Source organism: Parasphingomonas halimpatiens (genome assembly GCF_036663795.1).
GTDB lineage: Bacteria > Pseudomonadota > Alphaproteobacteria > Sphingomonadales > Sphingomonadaceae > Sphingomonas.
The window spans coordinates 20,593-43,217 of sequence record NZ_JAXOJP010000034.1 but is presented as its reverse complement, the minus strand read 5'-3'; the positions used below and the strand labels follow the sequence as shown (position 1 = coordinate 43,217).

19 protein-coding genes and 2 pseudogenes are annotated in these 22,625 nt (G+C 67.2%); 14 read left to right on the top strand and 7 right to left on the bottom strand.

All coding sequences use genetic code 11. From position 1 onward, the window contains the following. Both U1839_RS22435 and U1839_RS22430 read left to right on the top strand, forming a co-directional pair. Positions 1–136 (top strand): annotated as a pseudogene (locus U1839_RS22435) (IS5/IS1182 family transposase); the annotation flags it as partial. A gap of 320 nt (positions 137–456) precedes the next feature. After that, entirely contained in the window at positions 457–669 is a 213-nt protein-coding gene (locus U1839_RS22430) for a hypothetical protein (protein WP_332805804.1), read from the top strand. A gap of 100 nt (positions 670–769) precedes the next feature. Here U1839_RS22430 and U1839_RS22425 read toward each other — a convergent pair whose 3' ends face one another. Continuing rightward, entirely contained in the window at positions 770–1,822 is a 1,053-nt protein-coding gene (locus U1839_RS22425) for a mannose-1-phosphate guanylyltransferase/mannose-6-phosphate isomerase (RefSeq protein ID WP_332805803.1), read from the bottom strand. 169 nt (positions 1,823–1,991) lie between these two features. Between U1839_RS22425 and U1839_RS22420 the strand changes: the two genes are divergently transcribed. The 5 genes from U1839_RS22420 (at position 1,992) to U1839_RS22400 (ending at position 9,828) form a co-directional block, all read left to right on the top strand. Then, the gene (locus U1839_RS22420) at positions 1,992–3,380 is read left to right on the top strand and encodes a TIGR03013 family XrtA/PEP-CTERM system glycosyltransferase (protein ID WP_332805802.1); all 1,389 of its coding nucleotides are present in this window, start codon (positions 1,992–1,994) and stop codon (positions 3,378–3,380) included. A 40-nt stretch (positions 3,381–3,420) separates the two neighbouring features. Beyond that, positions 3,421–5,481: an XrtA/PEP-CTERM system histidine kinase PrsK gene (gene prsK / locus U1839_RS22415; protein WP_332805801.1), complete on the top strand. Its 2,061-nt coding sequence runs from the start codon at positions 3,421–3,423 to the stop codon at positions 5,479–5,481. Continuing rightward, the gene (gene prsR, locus U1839_RS22410) at positions 5,478–6,842 is read left to right on the top strand and encodes a PEP-CTERM-box response regulator transcription factor (protein ID WP_332805800.1); all 1,365 of its coding nucleotides are present in this window, start codon (positions 5,478–5,480) and stop codon (positions 6,840–6,842) included. The genes prsK and prsR overlap by 4 nt, the downstream gene beginning before the upstream one ends. Then, positions 6,826–8,910 carry a tetratricopeptide repeat protein gene (locus U1839_RS22405; RefSeq protein WP_332805799.1) on the top strand — a complete coding sequence of 695 codons (2,085 nt, stop codon included), beginning with the start codon at positions 6,826–6,828 and terminating at the stop codon, positions 8,908–8,910. The genes prsR and U1839_RS22405 overlap by 17 nt, the downstream gene beginning before the upstream one ends. 99 nt (positions 8,911–9,009) lie before the next feature. Then, entirely contained in the window at positions 9,010–9,828 is an 819-nt protein-coding gene (locus tag U1839_RS22400) for an ATP-binding protein (RefSeq protein WP_332805798.1), read from the top strand. Positions 9,829–9,984: 156 nt separating this feature from the next. Here U1839_RS22400 and U1839_RS26855 read toward each other — a convergent pair. The 3 genes and pseudogenes from U1839_RS26855 to U1839_RS22390 all read right to left on the bottom strand — a co-directional run. Then, positions 9,985–10,149: pseudogene (locus U1839_RS26855) on the bottom strand (type II toxin-antitoxin system RelE/ParE family toxin); the annotation flags it as partial. 78 nt (positions 10,150–10,227) lie between these two features. Next, positions 10,228–10,497: a type II toxin-antitoxin system ParD family antitoxin gene (locus tag U1839_RS22395; RefSeq protein WP_332805797.1), complete on the bottom strand. Its 270-nt coding sequence runs from the start codon at positions 10,495–10,497 to the stop codon at positions 10,228–10,230. Between the two features lie 55 nt (positions 10,498–10,552). Then, positions 10,553–12,331 carry an ABC-F family ATP-binding cassette domain-containing protein gene (locus tag U1839_RS22390; protein WP_332805796.1) on the bottom strand — a complete coding sequence of 593 codons (1,779 nt, stop codon included), beginning with the start codon at positions 12,329–12,331 and terminating at the stop codon, positions 10,553–10,555. Between the two features lie 99 nt (positions 12,332–12,430). Here U1839_RS22390 and U1839_RS22385 point away from each other — a divergent pair, with 99 nt between their 5' ends. The 3 genes from U1839_RS22385 to U1839_RS22375 all read left to right on the top strand — a co-directional run bounded on the left by U1839_RS22385 (position 12,431) and on the right by U1839_RS22375 (position 14,988). Beyond that, on the top strand, positions 12,431–12,739 hold the full coding sequence (locus U1839_RS22385; protein WP_332805795.1) for a hypothetical protein: 309 nt from the start codon (positions 12,431–12,433) through the stop codon (positions 12,737–12,739). 36 nt (positions 12,740–12,775) lie between these two features. Continuing rightward, positions 12,776–13,441, top strand: a complete 666-nt coding sequence (locus U1839_RS22380; RefSeq protein WP_332805794.1) for a response regulator — start codon at positions 12,776–12,778, stop codon at positions 13,439–13,441. 116 nt (positions 13,442–13,557) lie between these two features. Next, positions 13,558–14,988 carry a sensor histidine kinase gene (locus U1839_RS22375; RefSeq protein ID WP_443030654.1) on the top strand — a complete coding sequence of 477 codons (1,431 nt, stop codon included), beginning with the start codon at positions 13,558–13,560 and terminating at the stop codon, positions 14,986–14,988. A gap of 1 nt (position 14,989) precedes the next feature. Here U1839_RS22375 and U1839_RS22370 read toward each other — a convergent pair whose 3' ends face one another. The 3 genes from U1839_RS22370 to U1839_RS22360 all read right to left on the bottom strand — a co-directional run bounded on the left by U1839_RS22370 (position 14,990) and on the right by U1839_RS22360 (position 18,715). Continuing rightward, positions 14,990–15,139, bottom strand: a complete 150-nt coding sequence (locus tag U1839_RS22370) for a hypothetical protein (RefSeq protein ID WP_332805793.1) — start codon at positions 15,137–15,139, stop codon at positions 14,990–14,992. A gap of 17 nt (positions 15,140–15,156) precedes the next feature. After that, positions 15,157–16,155: an LLM class flavin-dependent oxidoreductase gene (locus tag U1839_RS22365; RefSeq protein ID WP_332805792.1), complete on the bottom strand. Its 999-nt coding sequence runs from the start codon at positions 16,153–16,155 to the stop codon at positions 15,157–15,159. Positions 16,156–16,336: 181 nt separating this feature from the next. Beyond that, entirely contained in the window at positions 16,337–18,715 is a 2,379-nt protein-coding gene (locus U1839_RS22360) for a S8 family peptidase (protein WP_332805791.1), read from the bottom strand. Between the two features lie 124 nt (positions 18,716–18,839). Between U1839_RS22360 and U1839_RS22355 the strand changes: the two genes are divergently transcribed. The 4 genes from U1839_RS22355 (at position 18,840) to glpX (ending at position 22,171) form a co-directional block, all read left to right on the top strand. Beyond that, the gene (locus tag U1839_RS22355; protein ID WP_332805790.1) at positions 18,840–19,505 is read left to right on the top strand and encodes a pyrimidine 5'-nucleotidase; all 666 of its coding nucleotides are present in this window, start codon (positions 18,840–18,842) and stop codon (positions 19,503–19,505) included. Beyond that, a complete protein-coding gene (dapD, locus tag U1839_RS22350) occupies positions 19,502–20,320 on the top strand; it encodes a 2,3,4,5-tetrahydropyridine-2,6-dicarboxylate N-succinyltransferase (RefSeq protein ID WP_332805789.1) in 819 nt (272 codons plus the stop codon). Before U1839_RS22355 ends, dapD begins: the two co-directional genes overlap by 4 nt. Beyond that, positions 20,320–21,096, top strand: coding sequence for a glutaminyl-peptide cyclotransferase (locus U1839_RS22345; RefSeq protein WP_332805788.1), 777 nt, complete (start codon positions 20,320–20,322; stop codon positions 21,094–21,096). Before dapD ends, U1839_RS22345 begins: the two co-directional genes overlap by 1 nt. A gap of 100 nt (positions 21,097–21,196) precedes the next feature. Continuing rightward, positions 21,197–22,171 carry a class II fructose-bisphosphatase gene (gene glpX / locus U1839_RS22340; RefSeq protein WP_332805787.1) on the top strand — a complete coding sequence of 325 codons (975 nt, stop codon included), beginning with the start codon at positions 21,197–21,199 and terminating at the stop codon, positions 22,169–22,171. Positions 22,172–22,625: the final 454 nt, after the last annotated feature.

Sequence of the window (22,625 nt, the reverse complement as noted above, 5' to 3'; positions counted from 1 at the left end):
CACTTTCGCCTGGCTCGGGCGATGCCGACGCCTTGCCAAGGACTGGGAACGATCCATCGAAAGCTCGACCGCATGGGCAACCATCGCCAGCATCCGCATGATCACCCGCAGAATCGCGGGAGTCTCAATCAGTTGAGAAACTTTTGAATCAGGCTCTAAGACCAAGTAGGCCTGAAAGCCAAGAGGGGAAAATACGTGTCTTTGTTGCGTTGGAAGTGACCCAGGCGGACAGGGGAAAGCCAGAAGCCAGCTAGATCCGGCCGCATCCAGACGGCAGACTGAACCGCGGGAGCAAGACATTCCCACCGATATGCATCACGCTAGTTCACGACGCCACAATGAATTGGTCAGGCTCTATTTTACCGCTTTGACGAGCATCAATGACACTTCATCCGCGCATCATAGGATGTACCCGATCTCGACTCGAGGTCATCAGTGCAGGAAGGTCAAACCGACATGACTGACGACAATGCAAGCGGAACCAAGGATACCGCCACCGGCACAGCGCCGCTCGACAATGCCACCGGCACCGCGCCGGTGAACAACGCCAGCGGCACCGCCCAGCCCGACAATCCGCCACCGCCGCCGGCGCCAAATCCCAGCGACGAAGGCCTCAGCGATGAGAAGCTGGAAAATACCAACAACGCCGAGGATGCGATGCACCCCTGACAACGGGCTTTGCATGCGCGCGGGGACCGCCAATAACCGATCGGGCGCGGCGGTCCCTTTCAGGAGCAGACCGGGAGTCGCACGTGTCAAGGCAACGACCTTAGCCCTTCATCGCCTCGATCAGCTTCTTGACGTCCTGTGAGCGTCCCCGCGGCAGGATCAGCACTTCATTGCCGCTGGCGACAATGATCAGATCGCTTACCCCGAGGGTCGCGACGCGCAAACCGTCGCTGCGAACCAGGCAATTGCTGGTCTCGAGCATCACCACATCGCCCTCGCACGCATTGCCGTCGCCGTCACAGTCACTGATCGCGTGCAGGGCGTCCCAGCTGCCTAGGTCGCTCCACCCCATGCTGACCGGCACGACAGCAACGCGCTCGGCCTTTTCCATGACCGCATAGTCGATCGAATCGGCCGGTGCGGCGCCGAAGGCGTCGGCGTCGGGAAAGATGCGCTGCCCGTCGCGCGCTGCGCCATCCATCGCGCGCTGGCACGCCGCGAGTATCTCCGGCGCATGAACCGCCAGCGCGCCGAGATAGGTATCGGCGCGAAACAGGAAGATTCCGCCGTTCCACGCATGGTCGCCCGAGGCGAGCATCGCCTCGGCGCGGTCACGCGGCGGCTTCTCGACAAAATTGACCACGCGGTGGACGCCGCCGCCGATTTCCTCGCCGATATGGATCCAGCCATAGCCCGTCTCCGGCGCGTCGGCCGCAATGCCGAAAGTGACCAGCCAGCCCTGTTCGACCAGCGGCAGCGCAGCATGGATCGCGTTGTGGAAGGCAGCCACGTCGCTGATGACATGGTCGGACGGCATGACCAGCAACGGCGCATCGCCGCCGCCCGCCGCCAGCGCAGCCAGCGCAATCGCCGGCGCGGTATTGCGCCCGACCGGCTCGAGGATCAGCGCCTGTGCCGATGCAGCGACGTCGTGGAGCTGGCTTTCGACGAGATCGGCGTGACGCGCATTGGCAACGACGATCGGCGCCGCGAAGCGCTCGCCATGCGCGCGCCGCGCGGTCAGCTGGAGCATGGTCTGTTCTGCGGTCAGCGCGAGCAGCTGCTTGGGTCGCTCGGGCGTCGACATCGGCCACAGCCGGGTGCCCGATCCACCGGACAGAATGACGGGAACGATCGGCGCGGCAACGGTCATGCATGCAACTCCCTGTGCGACCCGCGATAGCCGCTGGCCGGCGCCATGGAAACCGTTGTGACGGCGAGACGATCCGCCCTGTTCAACCTTTGTTTGTCAATTTCTGCGACAGCCGGGTTCAAGTGTCGGGATCGCTTACAGTCCCGGAGCAGACAAGGGCTGCGCAACGATGATCAGACTGTTCAAGCATTATATCCCCAATGCCGTGCTGTTGCTCGGTCTGCTCGACCTGGTGATGCTGCTCACCGCTGGCGAGCTGGGCTGGACGACACGCGCCGGGCAGGTCGGCATGGCGATCCCGCCGATCATCACGCGCGCGCCGCAGCTCGCGACCTTTGCGCTCAGCCTGATGACCGCGATGATCGCCGTTGGCGTTTACAGTGCGGGGTCGCTCCAATCGATGCGCGTCGCCGCCGCGCGGCTGCTCGTCGCGATCTCGCTTGGCATCATCGTACAGGCCGTCATCTTCTTCGTCGTCCCCGAACTCGCCTTTTGGCGCTCGAATCTGCTGCTCTCGATGGGCTTCGCCGTCGTCTTGCTGTTCGCGCTACGTGTTCTGCTCGGCAAGTTGCTCGGCGGGCAGGTGTTCAAGCGTCGTATCGTCGTGCTCGGCGCCGGCGCACGCGCCGCACGGCTCAAGGCGCTGGCGCAGCAGCCCGGATCGGCCTTCGTCGTCGTCGGCTATGTCTCGATGAGCGAGCCGACACGCGTCATTCCCGAGGCGATCGCGCGCGACGCAATCTACAACCTCGCCGACCATGTCGTGCTGCTCAACGCCAGCGAAGTGGTGCTCGCGCTGGAGGAGCGCCGCAATGCGCTGCCGCTCAAGGATCTGCTGCGCATCAAGACCACCGGCGTTCACGTCAACGAGATCTCGACCTTTCTCGAGCGCGAGACAGGTCGGGTCGATCTGCAAAGCGTCAATCCGAGCTGGCTGATATTTTCCGACGGCTTCTCGTCCGGCCGGATGTTTTCCAGCGCGTTCAAGCGGCTGTTCGATATCACGGCGAGCCTGTTGCTGCTCACCCTCACCTTGCCATTGATCCTGCTCACCGCGATCGCCATCAAGCTGGAGAGCAAGGGGCCGGCCTTTTATCGCCAACGCCGCGTCGGCCTGTTCGGGCAGGGGTTCGACATCGTCAAACTGCGCTCGATGCGGCAGGACGCCGAGGTCGGCGGCAAGGCGGTATGGGCGGAGAAGGACGACCCGCGTATCACGCGGATCGGCCGGCTCATCCGCAAGACGCGGATCGACGAACTGCCGCAATGCTGGAGCGTGTTGAAGGGCGAAATGAGCTTTGTCGGCCCACGCCCCGAACGGCCGCAATTCGTCGAGGACCTCGAACAGCAGCTCAACTATTATGCCGAGCGTCATATGGTGAAGCCGGGGATCACCGGCTGGGCGCAGATCAACTATCCTTATGGGGCGTCGATCGACGATGCGCGGCAGAAACTCGAATACGACCTCTATTACGCCAAGAATTATTCGCCCTTTCTCGACCTGCTGATCATCCTGCAGACGATCCGCGTCGTGTTGTGGCCCGAGGGCGCGCGGTGATGTTCGCGGTTGAAAGAACCCGGCATACCGCAGGCCAGCGATGCCGGTGACGCTCGTCCTGTGGAGCCACGCGCTGGCCGCCCTGCTGTTTGCGGGCATGGCCATGATGCGCCTGCGCGACGCAGGATCGGCATTGCCACGCCTGACCTTCGTCGTCGCGCTCGGCGTGACCGCGCTGTGGGCACTGGCGGTTGCCGGCATCGAGGCGCGCGACGTTACTGCCGGCGTCGTCGAATCGATGCGCAACCTTGCCTGGCTGGGCTTCATGTTCGCGCTGGTCCGGCGCGACCACGCCTCGCCCGAGCGGCGCGCTGTCGCGATCATCTACGGCGTCGTGGCGGTGATCATCACAGTCGGCATCGGGTTGTCGCTCGCCGACGAACTGGTCGGCCGCGGCACCGTGATCGCGCTCTCCACCGCCGTGGTGGTGCTACGCATGATGGTCGCGGTCAGCGCGTTGCTGCTCGTCCACCATCTCTATGTCACCGTGGCGCCGCGCGCGCGCGGCGGCATCCGGCTGGTGGTCATCGCGCTGGCCGCGATGTGGAGCACCGACCTGCTGCTCTATGCCACGCGCTATCTGACCGATGGCGGGACCAATGCGCTGCTCGCGACGCGCGGCATCGTCATGGCGCTGGCGGCGCCGTTGTTCGCGGTCGCGGTGCAGCGCAATGGCGACTGGACGCTGCAGGTTTCGCGCACGGTCGCCTGGCAGACGCTCTCGCTCGCGGGAGCCCTGCTCTATGCGGGCGCGATGCTCGTCGCGACGAGCGCGATCTCCAGCATCGGCGGCGACAATGCCCGGCTGTTCCAGGCCGCCTTCGTGGTCGGATCGACCACCGCTTTGCTCACCATCCTGTCCTCGCCGTGGATCCGCGCCTGGGCCAAGGTCAAGCTGGCCAAGCACTTCTTCCGCCATCGCTATGACTATCGTGCCGAGTGGGTCCGCTTCACCGAGACGCTCGGCAAGCCCGACGACGCCGCGCCGCTCGACCAGCGCATCGTCAAGGCTGTCGCGGACCTCACCGACTCGCCCGCCGGCCTGTTGCTCGTCCCCGACGGCACCGGCCTCGGCGTTGGCGCGGGCTGGAACTGGGACGGCACGGGCTTGCCCGCGTCCGGCGCCGACGAGGCATTGGCGCGTTACCTCGCGACCGGCCGCCGGATCATCGAGCTCGACGCCGTGCGCAGCGAAAACGCCGAACCGGCCGATCTAGCCAGCGTCCCGCAATGGATCCTCGATACCGACGCCTGGGCACTCGTTCCGCTCACGCATCTCGGGCGGTTGCAGGGGGTGATCGTGCTGGCACGCCCGCCGATCGACCGCGCGCTCGACTGGGAGGATCTCGATCTGCTGCGCATCGCCGGTCGCCAGGTCGCCAGCTATCTGGCCGAAGCGCGTGCACAGGAGGCACTGGCCGATGCGCAGCGTTTCGACGAGTTCAACCGGCGCTTTGCGTTCATCATGCACGACATCAAGAATCTCGTCAGCCAGCTGACGCTCGTCGCGCGCAACGCCGAGCGCCATGCCGACAATCCGGCTTTCCGAGCCGACATGATCGCGACGTTGCAGGATTCGGTCGGCCGCATGAACGACCTGCTCGCGCGGCTGTCGCAGCATCATGGCGGCCGCTCCGAGGCACTGCGTGCGGTCGAACTGATGCCGCTCGCCGAGCGCGTCGCCGCCCGGCGCCGCGCGCAGCACCCGATCGCGGTGATCGGTGACCGCGCCGCGCTGGCGCTGGCCGACCCGGTGCGGCTCGAACAGCTGCTCGGTCATCTGGTGCAGAATGCGAGCGAGGCCAGCGCACCGACCGAGCCGGTCACCATCGCGATCACCGGCGGCGCCGATCGCGCGACGATCGAGGTCATCGATCAGGGCTGCGGCATGTCGCCGGCGTTCGTGCGCGACCAATTGTTCAAGCCTTTCGTGTCGACCAAGGCCAATGGCTTCGGTATCGGCGCGTTCGAGGCGCGCCAGCTCGCCGAGGCGATGGGCGGGGGCGTCTCGGTCGCCAGCCGCGAGGGCGCGGGCACGCGCTTTCGCGTCACGCTCGCCGCGGCGAACAGTCAAATTCTTTCGCTAGGAGAAGCCGCGTGAGCGCATCGCCCGCCCCGCGCCCGAAACTGCTGATCGTCGAGGATGATCTTGGCCTGCAGCGCCAGCTGCGCTGGGCCTATGACGGCTATGAGGTCATCGTTGCCGGGGACAAAGCGAGCGCAATCGACGCGCTGCGCGCCGAGGAACCGGCGGTCGTCACGCTCGACCTCGGTCTGCCGCCCGATCCGGACGGCGTCAGCGAGGGCTTTGCCACGCTGGCCGACATCCTTGCGCTCAAACCCGACACCAAGGTGATCGTCGCCTCGGGGCACGGCGCCCGCGAAAGCGCGCTGCGCGCGATCGCCGACGGCGCCTGGGATTTCTACCAAAAGCCGATCGACATCGACGCGCTCGGCTTGATCGTCGCGCGTGCCTTTCATGTCCATGCGCTGGAGGCGGAGAACCGTCGCCTTGCCGAACGCGGCAGCGGCACCGCGCTGGGCGGGCTGATCACCGCCGCCGCGGAAATGACCAAGGTCACCCGCACGATCGAACGCGTCGCCAATGCCGATGTGTCGGTCATGCTGCTCGGCGCCAGCGGCACCGGCAAGGAGTTGCTCGCACGCGGACTGCACGACACCAGCCCGCGCGCGCGCGGCGCCTTTGTCGCGATCAACTGCGCGGCGATCCCCGAGACATTGCTCGAAAGCGAATTGTTCGGGCACGAAAAGGGCGCCTTCACCGGCGCGGTCAAGACCACCGAGGGCAAGATCGAGCAGGCGCATGGCGGCACGCTGTTCCTCGACGAAATCGGCGACGTACCCCTGCCGCTCCAGGTCAAGCTGCTGCGCTTCCTGCAGGAACGCGTGATCGAGCGGATCGGCGGGCGCAAGCCGATCGCGGTCGACACGCGCATCGTCTGCGCGACGCACCAGGACGTCGACGCGATGGTCGCCGATGGGCGCTTCCGCGAGGACCTCTATTATCGCCTCGCCGAAATCGTCATCCGCATTCCGTCGCTCGCCGAACGCAGCGGCGATGCCGTGCTGCTCGCCCAGCACTTCCTCAAGAAATACGCCAAGACGATGCATTCCGCCGTCACCGGCCTGTCGCCCGACGCGCGCGCCGCGATCGACGCCTGGGGCTGGCCCGGCAATGTCCGCGAACTCGAAAATCGCATGAAGCGCGCGGTCATCATGGCCGAGGGCAAGCTCGTCACCGCCACCGATCTCGATCTTGCCCCATCGAGCAGTGGCGAATTGCCGCTCAACCTGCGAGCGGCGCGCGAGACCGCCGACCGCACCGCGATCCGCCACGCCCTCGCCCGCGCCGACGGTAACATTTCGCATACCGCCAAGCTGTTAGGGGTGAGTCGACCGACGCTGTACGACCTGTTGAAGAGCTATGACCTCCATGCCTGATGCTCGACCCTCGACACCGCGCCGCAAGCGCACCTGGCGTCGCTTCGCGCTCGTCGCGATCGTTGCCATCGGCACCGTGTCGCCGGTCGCGGTCAATGTCGTGCGCCCGGCGCGCGCGACGGCAACCAGCGCGCGCACCGAACTGATCGAGAGCCTTGGCCTGCTCAAAGCCGGCAATTACAGCGCGGCGCGCAGCCACGCCATCGCCGCCACCCGGGCCGACCCCAATTGGGGGCTCGCGCACGCCGCGCTCGCCCGCGCCTATCTTGCGCTCGGCGACGGCGTGGCGGCCGAAGGCGAACTCGGCCGCGCGGCCGATGCCGGCTTCGATTCGCGGCGCGCGCACCAGCTCTATGCCCATGCCTGGCTGCTGCAGGGAGATCCGGCACGCGCGCTGACCGAAGCGGGCAAGGCCGACCCGCGCTTCAGCGGCTACGCCCTGCGCGTCGCCGCGCGCGCGCTTGCCGCCCAGGGCGACTTGCCAGGCGCGCAGGCCGCGCTCGCCACCGTCCTCGCCGCCGATCCACGCAACAGCGCCGGGTGGGGCGATCTCGGTCGCGTCCGCTACACCGCCGGCGACATGGCCGGCGCGATCGACGCGGCGACCAAGGCGATCGCGCTCGATCGCAACAATGTCGATGCGCTGGTACTGCGCGGAGAACTGGTCCGCGCGCAATATGGCCTGCTCGCCTCGCTGCCATGGTTCGAATCCGCGCTCAAACACGACGCCTATTACCATCCGGCGTTGATCGAATATGCCGCGACGCTCGGCGATGTCGGGCGCAATGTCGACATGCTCGACGCGACGCGCCGCGCGCTCGCCGCGCGTCCCGGCAGCCCGCAAGCGCTTTACCTTCAGGCCGTGCTCGCCGCGCGTGCCGGCAATTACGACCTCGCGCGCACGCTGATGCAGCGCACCGCGGGCAAGGTCGACCGCCTCGCCGGTGCGTTGCTGCTCAACGGCATGCTCCAATATCAGAGCGGCGACTACCAGCAGGCGATCGGGACGTGGCGCGAGCTCGTCGGACGCCAGCCCTTCAATCTCGCGGGTCGGCGCATGCTCGGGGCGGCGTTGCTGCGCGCCGGCGATGCGCGCGGCGCGCTCGACGTGCTCCGCCCGCTCGCGTTGCGCGGCGATGCCGACAGCTACACGCTCTCGCTGGTCGGGCGCGCGTTCGAGCGGACCGGTGAGCGCGACTGGGCGGCGAAATATCTCGACCGTTCAGCATGGCCGGCACTGGCCACCGCGACGCCGTTCGGCACCGACGATAGTCTTTCCCAGCTTGCCGCCGCGTCGGACGAAGTGCCCGACGATCCCGTTGCGCGGGTCGCCTATCTCAAGGGCCTGGTCGACGCGGGCAACACCGCCGGCGCGCTGTCCCAGGCACAACAGCTCGTCCGCGTCTTTCCTGGCGCGCCCGCCGCGCAGCTCGCGGTCGGCGACGTGTTGATGGTGATGAACCGCTTCGACGATGCCGCGACCGCTTATCGTCGCGCCGCCGATCTGCGCTTCGACGAGGCGACGATGCTGCGCGCGGTCGACGCGCTCGATCGCGCGCACCGCGATGCCGAAGCGACCAACGTGCTCAGCCTGTACGTATCGCAAAACCCGCAGAGCATTCCCGCGCAGCGCCTCGTCGCGCATCGCGAGATGATCGGCGGCGACTGGGAAGCGGCGATCGACACGCTCGAACAGCTCCGCGCGCGTGTCGGCAATCGCGACGTCGCGCTGCTGTCGGAGCTGGCCTATGCCTATACCGGCAGCGACGACCCCGACGCCGGCATCGTCTTCGCCCGGGCGGCCTACCATCTCGCGCCGATGAACCCGTCAGCAACCGACAGCTATGGCTGGGCCTTGTATCAGCAAGGCAATACCGAGCCCGCGCTGCAGCTCCTCGAAAAAGCGGCGTCGATCGCACCCGACAATGCGATGCTGCGCTGGCATCTGGGCCAGGCACAGGCGGATAGCGGGCGCAACGTCGATGCCGCCGCCAATATCCGCGCCGCGCTCGCCGACCCGGCTTTCAGCGACCGCGCCGCGGCAACGGCGTTGCTCAAGGCGCTTTAAGTCCACCGTTCGCCCTGAGCTTGTCGAAGGGCCGTTCTTCCTTTCTAAGGTCGCGAGAAAGGACGGGGCTTCGACAAGCTCGGTCCGAACGGAGGCAAGGTGTCCAGCAACGATCCCCTCGACCGCATCGCCGCCGCGCTCGAACGCCTTGCACCCCCGGCCCCGCCGGCGGCGGACCCGCTCACCCACCCCGCTTATGTCTGGCGCGGCACGACGTTGGCGGCGGCACGCGCCTTCACCCCGCTACCGATCGATCGGTTGCGCGGGATCGACGAGCAGAAGGCGACCCTGCTCGCCAATCTCGAACGACTCGCCGTCGGCGCGGCGGCGCATGATGCGTTGCTGTGGGGCGCACGCGGCACCGGCAAGTCGGCGCTGGTCAAGAGCGCGGTCGGCGCGGTGCAGGCCGGTGCCGGCGCGCTGGCGCTGGTCGAGGTCGCGGCACACGCGCTCGACACGCTACCGGCGCTGTTCGCGCAACTGGCCCCCCTGCCCCGCGCCTTTGCGATTTTCGTCGATGATCTCGGCTTCGACGCGGCGAGCGACGCGCGCGCCTTGCGTTCGATGCTCGAAGGCGGTGCCGAGGCGCGTCCGGACAATGCCCGGCTGATCGTAACGTCGAACCGCCGCCACCTCATGCCACGCGACATCGCCGAACAGGCAAGCGCGATCAATCCGCGCGACGCGGTCGACGACAATCTCGCGCTCGCCGATCGCTTCGGGCTGAGCCTCGGCTTTCATGTCGTCGACCAGCCCGGCTATCTCGCCATCGTCGAGGGTTATGCCGCAGCCCATGACCTGCCGTTCGATCCGGCCGACGCGGTCGGCTTTGCGACGCGGCGCGGTGGCCGCTCGGGGCGCGTCGCCTGGCACTATGTCGTCGATCTTGCCGGGCGGCACGGCAAGACGCTGGGATAGGCATGAGCGCGACGGTTATAGCGCGATCAGCCTCGACAGCGACGCGAGCGGGACGACCGGACCTTGTTGCCAGGCGCCTGGCGCCTCGCCACGGAAGTCGGGCGCGGCGATGGGGAGATCGCGCATGGCATGTAAAACCCGAATGGCATGTAAAACCCGAACGATTTCAACCGTATCGTCGACAATTCGGTAAAGCACGAGATACGCGCCGATCGTAACGGATCGTGCCGATGAGCGAATGTCGGGACGTGGTGTGCCACTCGACGGGAACTCGGCCAATCGCGCGGTCGCGGATCCGGGCGACGGTCCGGTCCGCCGCATCGGGATTATCGCACGCTATGTAGTCCCATATCGCGTCGATATCCGCGATTGCCGCAGGCAGACGCCGAAGGATGGCCGTCATTCGGGCGCGGCGCGGCGCTCCCGGCCGCGCCGCGCTATGTCATCCGGATAGAAATTGCCCGCGGCGGGCGGCTCGCTGGCCAATCCCTCTTCCCACAAGCGGCTCAGCGTCGCGGCGTCATCCGCCAGGCGACGTCCCTTCCAGAGCCGCAGGGCGTCGCGGATTACCTCGCTGGTGGTGGCGTAGTCGCCGCTCGCCACGGCTTGATCGACCGAGACGGCCATTTCCTCGGTCAATGCAATACTGATCTTGCAAATGGCGCCCATCAAAACCGCTCCTTCGGTACGACCCAGTCATGCCAGAAATCAAAAATCGCGGCAATCAGCCCAGTGCCTCGACCATCTCGGCGAGTTCGAGCCAGCGCAGTTCCGCAGCCTCCTTCTCGGCGCGCATCAGGCCGATCGCCTTGCCCAGCCGATCGAACGCGCCGGGGTCGCGAGCATAGAGCCCGGGGTCGGCCATTGCCGCCTCGTCGCGCGCGATTGCCGCGTCGAGCTGCTCGATCCGCGCGGGCAGCGTGTCATAGTCGCGCTGATCCTTGTAGGTCAGCTTGACGCGCGGCGCGGGTGGCGGCGGCGGTGCAGCCACGGGCGCGGCGGCACGCTTCGGCGCGATCGCGGCCTTGCGGCGTCGCTCCCAGTCGGCATAGCCGCCGGCGACGACGTCGACGGTGCCCGATCCGTCCAGCCCGAGCGTCACCGTGACGGTACGATCGAGGAAATCGCGATCGTGGCTGACGATCAGCACCGTGCCGTCATAATCGGCGATCACTTCCTGCAACAGGTCGAGCGTTTCGAGATCGAGGTCGTTGGTCGGTTCGTCGAGCACCATCAGGTTGGACGGCCGGGCGAATTCGCGCGCCAGCAACAGGCGCGAGCGCTCGCCGCCCGACAGCGTCCCGATCTTCGCATCGACCAGCCCTGGCTCAAACAGGAACTCCTTGAGATAACCGATGATGTGTTTCTTGATGCCGAGCACCTCGATCCAGTCGCCACCATGGGTCAGCACGTCGCGCACGGTCTTTTCCGGCGCCATCAGGCTGCGCTGCTGGTCGATGAACACCTGGTTCAGCGTCTGGGCCAGCTTGATCGTACCGCTATCGGGTGCGAGCTCGCCGGTCAGCAGGCGTAGCAACGTCGTCTTGCCCGCGCCGTTCGCGCCGACGATGCCGATGCGATCACCGCGCGTGACGCGCAGCGTGAGATCGCGGATGATCGTACGCTCGCCGAAATTCTTCGACACATGCTTGGCGTCGATCACCACCTTGGTGCGCGCGTCGTCGCTGGCAGTGACGAGGTTGGCCGAGCCCTGCGGCCCGAGCATCGAGGCGCGCTCGGCGCGCATGTCCTTCAGCTTGGCGAGACGACCCTGGTTGCGCTTGCGCCGCCCGGTGACGCCGCGCAGCAACCAATGCTCCTCGATCTTGAGCTTGGCGTCGAGCCGCTGCGCATTGCGCTCCTCCTCGGCATAGACCGTCTCGGTCCACGCCTCGAAGCCGCCAAAGCCGATTTCGGCGCGACGGATCGCACCACGATCGAGCCACAGCGTCTGTTTAGTCAGTCGCGTCAGGAAGGTACGGTCATGGCTGATCGCGATGAAAGCGCCGCGAAACCGGCCGAGCCAGTCCTCGAGCCAGTCGATCGCGGCGATGTCGAGATGGTTGGTCGGCTCGTCGAGCAGCAGCACGTCCGGGTCCATCGCCAGCGCGCGGACGATCGCCGCGCGCCGCCGCTCGCCGCCCGACGCGCTCGCCGCCTCGCGCGTCAGGTCGATGCCGAGCTGCCCGGCGATCGCTTCCGCCTCATGGCGCACCGGCGCGTCGTCGCCCGACAGGACATAATCCTCCAGCGTGGCAAACGCCGTCAGCACCGGTTCCTGCTCGAGGATCACGACGCGCGTGCCCGGCACGATCGTCCGTCGCCCGGCATCGGCCTCGATCGTCCCGGCGATCGCCTTGAGCAAGGTCGTCTTGCCGGCGCCGTTGCGCCCGATCAGCGCGAGCCGGTCGCGCGCGCCGATATGCAGGTCGAGATGGCGGAACAACCAGCCCGAGCCCTGAATGATGCCAAGGTCTTCGTATGATAGAATTGGTGCGGCCATGCGCGGCGCCCTAGGGTGCCCGTCGCGCGCGGGCAAGTTGCGCTTGGCTGACTCGATCATTCACAGGCTGTTCAATCCCGGCGCCCTATGCGATTGCCCATGAAGATGCTGCTCCCCCTGTTGCTGACCGCGCTCGCCGCGACCGCACCGCTCGTCGCGGACGGTCAGCCTGCGCAGCGCCGCAACGAAGCGCAGGACGCGTGGGACGGTCGTCGCCAGGGGCGCTTGCTGCCGCTGCGCGAAATCGAGGCCCGCGTCGTACCGCTGATGCGCGGCGCGCAATATCTCGGCTTCGAGTTCGAGTCCGAAAGCGGCATTTACACGCTCAAGTTCCTGCGCAATGGATCGGTCATCTGGGTCGCGGTGGACGGCCATTCGGGGCAAGTCGTCGGCCGCGCCGGCGAATGATCGCCAACCGAACGAACGACAACAAGGGAGTTTCGCATGCGCGTTCTGATCGTCGAGGACGAACCCAATCTCGGCCAGCAGCTGAAGAACACGCTCGAGGGCGCGGGCTATGCCGTCGACCTCGCCACCGATGGCGAGGAGGGTCACTTCCTCGGTTCGACCGAAAACTATGACGCGGTGGTGCTCGACCTCGGCCTGCCCGAGATCGACGGCCTGACCGTGCTCGACCGCTGGCGCAAGGAAGGCCGCACCCATCCCGTGCTGGTGCTCACGGCGCGCGACAGCTGGTCGGACAAGGTCGCCGGCCTCGATGCCGGTGCCGACGATTATGTCGCCAAGCCGTTCCAGTCCGAGGAACTGATCGCCCGGCTCCGCGCGCTGATCCGCCGCGCCTCGGGCAACGCCTCGTCCGAGCTGACCGCCGGCGACGTCCGGCTCGACACGCGCTCGGGCAAGGTCACGCTGGCCGGCGAGCCGGTCAAGCTCACCGCGCAGGAATATAAGCTGCTCAGCTACCTGCTTCATCACAAGGGCAAGGTGGTCAGCCGCACCGAATTGATCGAGCACATCTACGATCAGGATTTCGATCGCGATTCCAACACGATCGAGGTGTTCGTCACGCGCATTCGCAAGAAGCTCGGCCAGGATGTCATCACCACGATCCGCGGCCTCGGCTACAGTCTCGAAGATCCCGATGCCTGATGTGAGCGCGACCAATGGCTGAGGCCGACGCGCCGGCCGCGCTGGCCGCTAAGCCAGGCGCGCCCGCGCCAGTGATGCCGGCGGTTAAGCGTACGACGGGATCGCTGTCACGCCGAATGATCCTGACCGCGTCGGTGTGGATCGTCGTGCTGCTCACCGGTGGCGGATACGCGCTCGACCGTGTGCTGAAGGGCGCGGTGACACGCAACTTCGACGCGCAGCTCGATTATGTGCTGACCGCGCTGATCGTCTCGGCGGAGATCGGCCCCGATGGCGAGGTGATGAACACACGCGAGCCAGCCGACCAGCGCTTTCTCGAACCCAATTCGGGCCTCTACTGGCAGGTCAGCGCCAAGGGGACCGAGCCTTATCCCTCGCGCTCCTTGTGGGATCGACGGCTCGCCTATGGCAGCGATCACACCGACCTCGGCGTCCACGCCTATGACAGCGACCAGTTCGTCGCACATGGCCAACCCGGCGCAACCGGCCTGAGCCGCGATAAGCTCAAGACCGCGGCGACCGGAATCATCGACGATCTGCGCGGGCTGGTCGGTGTCGGCGACGACGACCCCGCAACCTCGGAAGGCGAGCGGCTGCGCATTCTCGAGCGCGATGTGAAGCTGCCCGGCTCGAATGTCCGCTGGCGTTTCCAGGTCGCGCAGAGCCGCGAGGGGCTCGACGCGCAGATCGCCACGCTCCGTCGCACGCTCGTGCGCAGCTTCCTGCTGCTCGGCCTGGGCCTGCTCGCCATGGCAGGCCTGCAAACCTTTTACGGGCTGTGGCCGCTGCGCAAGGTGCGTGAGGAAATCGCCCGGATGCGCGCCGGCAAGTCGCGCGCGGTCGAGCGCGCCATGCCGATCGAGGTCGCCCCGCTGGTCGAGGAACTCAACGCGCTGATCGAGCATAACGAACGTCAGGCCGAGGAAGCACGGCGCCATGCCGGCAATCTCGCCCATGCGCTCAAGACGCCGCTGACGGTGATCATGAACGCGGCTACCGCCCAGGCCGACGATCTCGGCGAAACCGTGATCCGCGAGGCGCGGACGATGCGCCGCCAGGTCGACCACCATCTCGCGCGTGCCCGCGCGGTCGGCCGGCGCGGCTCCGCGCACAGCCGCGCGGATGTCTGGCCTAGTCTGGAATCGGTCGAGCGCGCGGTGTCGCGGCTCTATCGCCATGTCCGCATCGATACCGATGGGCCAAAGGACCTGCAGGTCCATGTCGAGCGCCAGGACCTCGACGAGATGCTCGGTAATTTGATCGAGAATGCTGCCAAATATGGCGGCGGCAGCGTGTTCGTGACGGTCGGCGCCCATAGCGGCTTCGTCGAATTCCTCGTCGAGGATGACGGCCCCGGCATCCCGCCCGAAGAACGCAACCGCATCTTCGACCGCGGCGTACGGCTCGACACCGGCAAGCCCGGCACCGGGCTTGGTCTCGCCATCGTCCGCGACGTCGCGGAAATCTACGAAGGCACCGTCAGCCTCGAGGAGAGTGAAGATCTGGGCGGCCTGATGGTGCGGTTGAGGTTGCCGGCTGCGAGCTGACTCATCCTAAATGTGAGAAAAACTCGGCATCGATGAGCCCAGCGCCGACCAGACACAGGATCACGATCGGGATCAGGATCACAACGATCGCCCCTGCTATGGCCCAGCCGCGCCCCAACCTTTCTTCGATTAGCTCCACCAGGCTTTCCATCGCGCGATGCTCCCGGATCAGGCGGCGATTTTCAACTCGGCCATCACCTCGGCCGTGATCGCGAGACTGTGCTTGCGCGCGTCATGATCGTAGATCGCGCTGGCGACCATCAGCTCGTCGACCCCGGTGCGCGCAACGAACGCGGCGATCTCGCGCGCCACCTTGGCCGGACTGCCGACCGCCGAGCATTGCAGCACATGGTCGAGGATCGCGCTGCCCTGCGCACCCAGGGTTTGGCGATACCCCGCCACCGGCGGCGGGAGCTGGCGCGGGTTGCCGGTGCGCAGCGCGACGAACGCCTGTTGCTGCGAGCTGGCGAGCAGTTCGCCTTCCGCGTCGCTGTCCGCCGCGAAGATGTTGAATCCTGCCATCATATGCGGCTTGTCGAGCGCCGCCGACGGCCTGAAATCGCGGCGATAAATCTCCACCGCCTGGTCGAGCGCATCGGGCGCGAAGTGCGACGCGAAGGCATAGGGCAGCCCGAGCATCGCGGCGAGTTGCGCGCCGTACGTGCTCGATCCGAGGATCCAGAGATCAACCTTCGCCCCTGCCCCCGGCGTCGCACGGATGCCCGTCTTCCCGTCATCGGCGAAATAGCTCTGCAATTCGAGCACGTCGCGCGGAAAGGCGTTGGCGTCGCTGTCGAGCGTGCGCCGGATCGCCTGCGCGACGCGCTGGTCCGAGCCCGGCGCCCGCCCGAGGCCGAGATCGATCCGCCCGGGGAACAGCGCGTCGAGCGTGCCGAACTGCTCGGCGATCACCAGCGGCGCATGGTTGGGCAGCATGATCCCGCCCGCCCCGACGCGCATGCTGTGCGTCGCAGCGGCGATATGGCCGATCACCACCGAGGTCGCCGCGCTGGCGATCCCGGCCATGCCGTGATGCTCGGCGACCCAATAGCGCGTGAAGCCGAGTTGTTCGGCGTGGCGCGCGAGGTCGGCGGCATTGGCCAGCGCCTGGCCGACGCTGCCGCCTTCGACGACGGGAACGAGATCGAGCAGTGAATAAGCGGTCATGTTCCGACAGATGGGAGGTCAGCCCCGCTTCCGCTAGAGCGGATTCCTTTACCTTGCCCCGTTCGTTTCGAGCGAAGTCGAGAAACGGCAACTGGCGCTCCGCCAGGTTTCTCGGCTGCGCTCGAAACGAACGGACTGGGGATAACTCCCACCGACGTCACCCCACTTACGCTACGGTTGCTCAGAATGTCGCCGACCAGCGCAGCGTCGCCCCGACATCGCCGGGCAGCGTCGCGAAATTGCCCGGGTCACGCCGGTAGAACATGTTGGTCTGCAGATCGCCCCACAGAAACGGCAGGGCATAGCGCCCCTCGACATCGATCTCGTGCCCGGTCGGCGCGAGATTGAGTGTCTGCGTCGTCCATGCCGTCACCGCGCCGGTGGCATAATCATAGTCGGTCGACAGCCGCAGCGCGATCCCGCCACGCGTCACGCGCAGCGGCTGGGCGATGCGCAGGCCGAAGCTGTCGCGCGCGCCGAACAGCCCGTCCTTGGCGATGTCCGCGGCATAGGCGTTGGTGTGGATCGTCCCGCGACCATCGACGCCGCTGCGCAGATCGGCGAAGGTCCAGCCGCGGCGCAGCGACCCGCCGATCGACCAGCGCGCGCCGAGATCGATCCGCGCCGCCACGTCGACGAACCAGCTCGTCGCGCGGGTACCGCCCAGCCCGTCGCCGAAGCGCGCGCCGAGCAGCGTGCCGCTCTCCGTCAACCGCGTGCCCGACAGCGCGGTGGTCAGCGGGCCGAAGCGCCGATCGATCGCCAGCCCCGCCTTGATATAGCCATAGCGCCGATAATGGTCGCGCACCGCCGCCATCGCCTCGGCGTCGCGGCTCAGCGCCGCGCCATTCTCGGTCGACACGGTGACGCCCCATCTTCCCAATGTCTGCCGCACCGCGACCGCGCCGCGCACCTGGCTGTCGAAGCCGAGCTGGTGCGTTGGATCCTGCGCCACGAGAAAAGCCGGATCGGCCCGCCCCGCCAGACGCGCCGACAAGGTCGCGCCGCTCTCGGCAAAGCCGAGCGCGAAGCTCGCGGTCGAGCCCAGCCGCTGGGTCACGATCCCAGCGATCGCGCGCGCCCGCTCGGCCTGCGCACTGCTCAGCATCGTACGCTGGACGAGCGCGCCGCCGCGCGTCGGCGCAACGGTCAGCGCAACGCTGGTATTGCCCAAATCCGAGCTGTAATTGCGCACCCGCGCCTGCAGCGCGCCGACCAGCGTGAGCTGCGGGCTGCCATGAATGATCGTGGTCGCCAGATCGAGCGTATAGGCGCGCTGGAAACTGTCGAGGATCACCGAATTCAGCGGCCCCTGCCGCGCGTCGCCCATCGGTGCCGACAACGTGCCGTTGATGCCGAGCGAAACCCGCGCCGGCGTCCCCGCGATCGAGGTCGGGCCGATCGGCGCAAACGCCTTGGTCAGGTCGAGCACGCCCTGGCCATAGACCGCATCGGGCCCGACATCGCCCGCGTCGCGCGCCGACTGGAACAGGATGCTGACGATCTGCGCGCCGGTCAGGTTCGGGAAAGCCTGCGCCAACAGCGCCACCGCACCCGCGATCTGCGGTGCCGAAAAGGATGTGCCGCTCCACAGAAAGGGCGTGTTGTTGTTGTCGGGCGCGCGGACGCTCTCCCCGACCGCCGTCAGATAATGGACGATGCTGTTGCCGGCCTTGTCGCTGAAACTCGAGATGACATCGGCGCCGGGCGTGCGCGAAGCGTTCGCCCCGACCGAGCCGGCGATGATCACCAGCCCGCGCGACACCGCGTTGTTGGCGACCTGCGCGAACGGATCGGGGTCGGTCGTGCCGTCATTGCCGGCGGCGATGATGACGATCACGCCGGCGGCCGTGGCGCGGTTGATCGCGTTGATCACCGGTGTTCCCGCCGCCGAGCCGCCAAGCGAAATATTGATCACCCGCGCGCCGTTGGTCACGGCAAGGTCGATCCCCTTGCCGATGGCGGTGTCGGAGAATGAGCAGCCGCTCTTGCCGTCATCCTTGATGGTTGCGCAACTGCCGGGGGTGTCGGCGCGTGCCACGATCAGCGTCGCGTCGAACGAGATGCCATGCGTGCCGGCGTCATTACGCCGCCCGCCGATGGTGAAGGCGACCGCGGTGCCATGCCCGCCCTCGTCGTCGATGCTCGGGTCGCCCGCGACATCGGCCGAGGCCGGGTCGATCCGGGTGCCGAACTCGGCGCTCTGCAAGTCGATCCCGCTGTCGACGATCCCGACCTTGATGCCGAGCCCGGTCGCGCCCTTGCTGTACGCGGCCAGGCCATTGGCCGAAACCGCGCCGATCGTCGCGCGATACTCGGCCGTGTCGTAGCTCGAGGTCGGAGTCGGTGTGGGCGTCGGAGTGGGTGTGGGGGTCGGAGTTGGGGTTGGGGTTGGAGTTGGAGTTGGAGTTGGAGTGGGTGTGGGCGTCGGGGTAGGCGTCGGCGCTGGGGTTGGCGCCGGCGTGCTCCCGACACCTGCCCCGCCGCCGCAGCCACCGACGGCGATGGCACCGGCCAGCGCTACGGTGCGCAGCAGGTTGATACGCATACCCCGGGTCATAACTCGATCCATCCCCTTGCCCGACATGCGGCGCAGGGTGTCTTGCCCCATCGCTGCAGTCGATTGACGCTACCGCTGCGCCGATCCTTGCCCGGGCCGCCGCCCGCGCCTAAGGCCCGCAACCATGCTCGCGCGTCTCAGCCACGTCCGCAACTGGATTTTCGATCTCGACAACACGCTCTACCCAGCGAGCGCGCAGTTGTTCGCACGGATCGACGCCAAGATGACGGCCTATATCGCCGATCGTTTCGACCTCGATCATGCCGCCGCGCACCGGCTCCAGAAGCAGTATTTTCTCAATCACGGCACGACGCTCGCGGGCTTGATGAAGGAACATCATGTCGACCCGCACGAATTCCTCGATTCCGTCCACGACATCGAGATGGACGTGCTCGAGCAGAACGCCCCGCTCGCCGCCGCGATCGGTCGCCTGCCCGGCCGCAAGATCGTCTTCACCAATGCCGACGCGCCCTATGCCGGCCGCGTGCTCGACCGGCTCGGCCTGACCGCGAGCTTCGAGGCGATCCACGACATCCATGCGATGGACCTGCGCCCCAAGCCCGAGGCGTCGGCCTATGCCGGGCTATGCGCGGCGTTCGGCATCGCGCCGGAAGAAAGCCTGTTCGTCGAGGACATGGCGCGCAACCTCGCCCCGGCCAAGGCAATCGGCATGACGACGGTGTGGATCGACAACGGTTCCGAACAGGCCGCCGATCTCGACCGCAACTATATCGATTTCACCACCCACGACATCCGGCACTGGCTGGACGACATTCTGGAGGCGGCATGAGCCACGACCTGGAACGCATCATCGACAATGCCTGGGAAGGTCGCGACGCGATCGGCCTGGCGACCGGCGGCGAGGTCCGCCTGTCGGTCGATCGCGCGCTCGCGCTGCTTGACGCGGGCGAGGCGCGCGTCGCCGAGCCCGACGGCGCGGGCGGCTGGCGCGTCAACCAGTGGCTCAAGAAAGCCGTGCTGCTGTCGTTCCGCCTCAACGACAATAGCCTGATCGACAACGGTCCCGGCGCCGGCCACTGGTGGGACAAGGTCCCGTCGAAATTCACCGGCTGGGGCGAAGCCGAGTTTCGCGGCGCCGGCTTCCGCGCCGTCCCCGGCAGCATCGTCCGGCGCGGCGCCTTCATCGGCAAGGGCGCGGTGCTGATGCCGAGCTTCGTCAACATCGGCGCCCATGTCGGCGAGGGCACGATGGTCGATACCTGGGCGACCGTCGGCAGCTGCGCGCAGATCGGCAAGAACGTCCATCTCTCGGGCGGCGCCGGCATCGGCGGCGTGCTCGAGCCGCTCCAGGCCAATCCGGTGATCATCGGTGACGGCGCCTTTATCGGCGCGCGTGCCGAGGTCGCGGAAGGGGTCCGCGTCGGCGAGGGCGCGGTGCTGTCGATGGGCGTCTATCTCGGCGCCTCGACCAAGATCATCGACCGCGCCACCGGCGAAGTCTTCCGCGGCGAGGTCCCGCCTTATGCCGTCGTCGTACCCGGTTCGACCGGCGGCAATCTCGGCCTCTACTGCGCCGTCATCGTCAAGCGCGTCGACGCCCAGACCCGCTCGAAGACCGCGATCAACGAGCTGCTGCGCGACTGATGCGCCGACTGGCCTGCCCCATGCCGCTCGGGTTGCTGCTCGGGCTGCTGATCGGCGCGGCGCCGCCGCCCGGCGACATCCCCGTCGCGCCGGCGCAGGTCGTCGCCACGCTGCCGCACGACACCGGCGCCTTTACCGAAGGGCTGTTCTACCGCGAAGGCACCTTCTGGGAGAGCACGGGTGAGGTCGGCCGCTCCTCGATCCGCCAGGTCGACCCCACCTCCGGCCGCGTGATCCGGCGCGTCACCATCGCTCCCCCCTATTTCGGCGAAGGCATCGTCGCGGTCGGCCATCAGCTGCTCAGCCTGACCTGGAAACAGGGCATCGGCTTTCGCTGGTCGATCGATACGCTGCGTCGCACCGGCAGCTTCGCCTATCGCGGCGAAGGCTGGGCGCTGACCAGCGACGGTACTTCGGTGATCATGTCCGACGGCACCGCGACGCTGCGCTTCCTCGATCCCGCCACGCTGCGCGTGCGGCACCGCCTGTCCGTCACCGCCGACGGCGTCGCGGTCGACCAGCTGAACGAGCTCGAATATGTCGATGGCGAGATCCTCGCCAATGTCTGGCGCACCAACCGCATCGCGCGGATCGATCCCGCCACGGGGCACGTCGTCGGCTGGATCGACGTCTCGGCGCTCAGCGCGACCGTCAATCTCGACGATCCCGATGCGGTGCCCAACGGCATCGCCTGGGACAAGGCGCATCGGCGCCTGTTCGTCACCGGCAAATATTGGCCGACCATCTTCGAAATCGTCCCGCCCAAGGGTCGCTAACCCACCCCATCCTTCCATCGTCTCGACCCACCCCGCTGTCTCGACAATTTCACACACGCCGCCTAACGCGCGGCCAAAGATCAACAGGATGCCTCCCATCATGACCAACGCCACCGCCAGCACGGTACTCGATCGCGTTCTCGTCCTCGAAATGGTCCGCGTGACCGAGGCGGCGGCGATCGCCGCGGCGAGCCTGGTCGGGCGCGGCGACGAGAAGGCGGCCGATGCCGCCGCGGTCGAGGCGATGCGTGAGGCGCTCAACCAGCTTTATATGGACGGCACGGTCGTAATCGGCGAGGGCGAGCGCGACGAGGCGCCGATGCTCTATATCGGCGAAAAGGTCGGCTCGGCGATCGGCAAGGGGCCGAAGATCGACATCGCGCTCGATCCGCTCGAGGGCACCACGATCACCGCCAAGGCCGGCCCCAACGCGCTCGCCGTGCTGGCGATCGCCGACGAGGGCGGCCTGCTCAACGCGCCCGACGTCTATATGGACAAGATCGCGGTCGGCCCCGGCCTGCCCGACGGCATCATCGATCTCGACCGGACCCCGACCGAGAACATCATTGCCGTCGCCGCCGCCAAGGGCGTCAAGCCCAACGAGATCATCGCCTGCGTACTAGATCGCCCGCGCCACGAGGCGCTGATCGCCGAGCTGCGCTCGCTCGGCTGCGGCGTGATGCTGATCGGCGATGGCGACGTCGCCGGCGTCATCGCCACCACCAACCCCGACACCACGATCGACATTTACATGGGCTCGGGCGGCGCGCCCGAGGGCGTGCTCGCCTGCGCTGCGCTGCGCTGCGTCGGCGGCCAGTTCAAGGGCCGGCTGATCTTCCGCAACGAGGACGAGCGCGCCCGCGCGCGCAAATGGGGCATCGAGGATCTCGACAAGCAGTACGACCTGACCGAACTCGCCAAGGGCGACTGCATCTTCGCCGCGACCGGCGTGACCGACGGCTCGCTGCTCGCCGGCGTCAAGCGCCGCGCCGGCGTGATGACCACCGAGAGCGTTGTGATGCGCGCCAGCTCGGGCACCGTGCGCTGGGTCAAGGGCGAACACCGCATCGGGTGAGTCGACGAGCCGGACGCGCCTCTAAGCTGACCTCACATCGGTCGGCCCTTCCACCACCCGTCACCCCGGACTTGTTCCGGGGTCCACCGTGCCGCGAAGATGAGCTCGGGGCCTCTGCGGAACGGTGGATGCCGGAACGAGTCCGGCATGACGAAGGAGGCTGATCGACCGCCCGCTTTTCCGCCGCGTCCTTGCGATGCGCGCCGCCAACTTCCGAAGCTACCTCCTCCCGCCACGATTGCAAAAAACGCAATCGCCCATCGCATTCTTCGCACTTGCAGCATTTCATTTTGCAACGCACAAAGGGCGTGCCTTTCAGGCATCCTCTCCTAAAACTTTCATAGCCAGTCCCCCCGGGGGCTGGCTTTTTTTCTGTGCGACCCCGTCGCGGAATTCCATCGCGCGGGTCCCGCCGTCGCGCGACGGTGACGGTGCTGAAACGCGCGAACAGCGC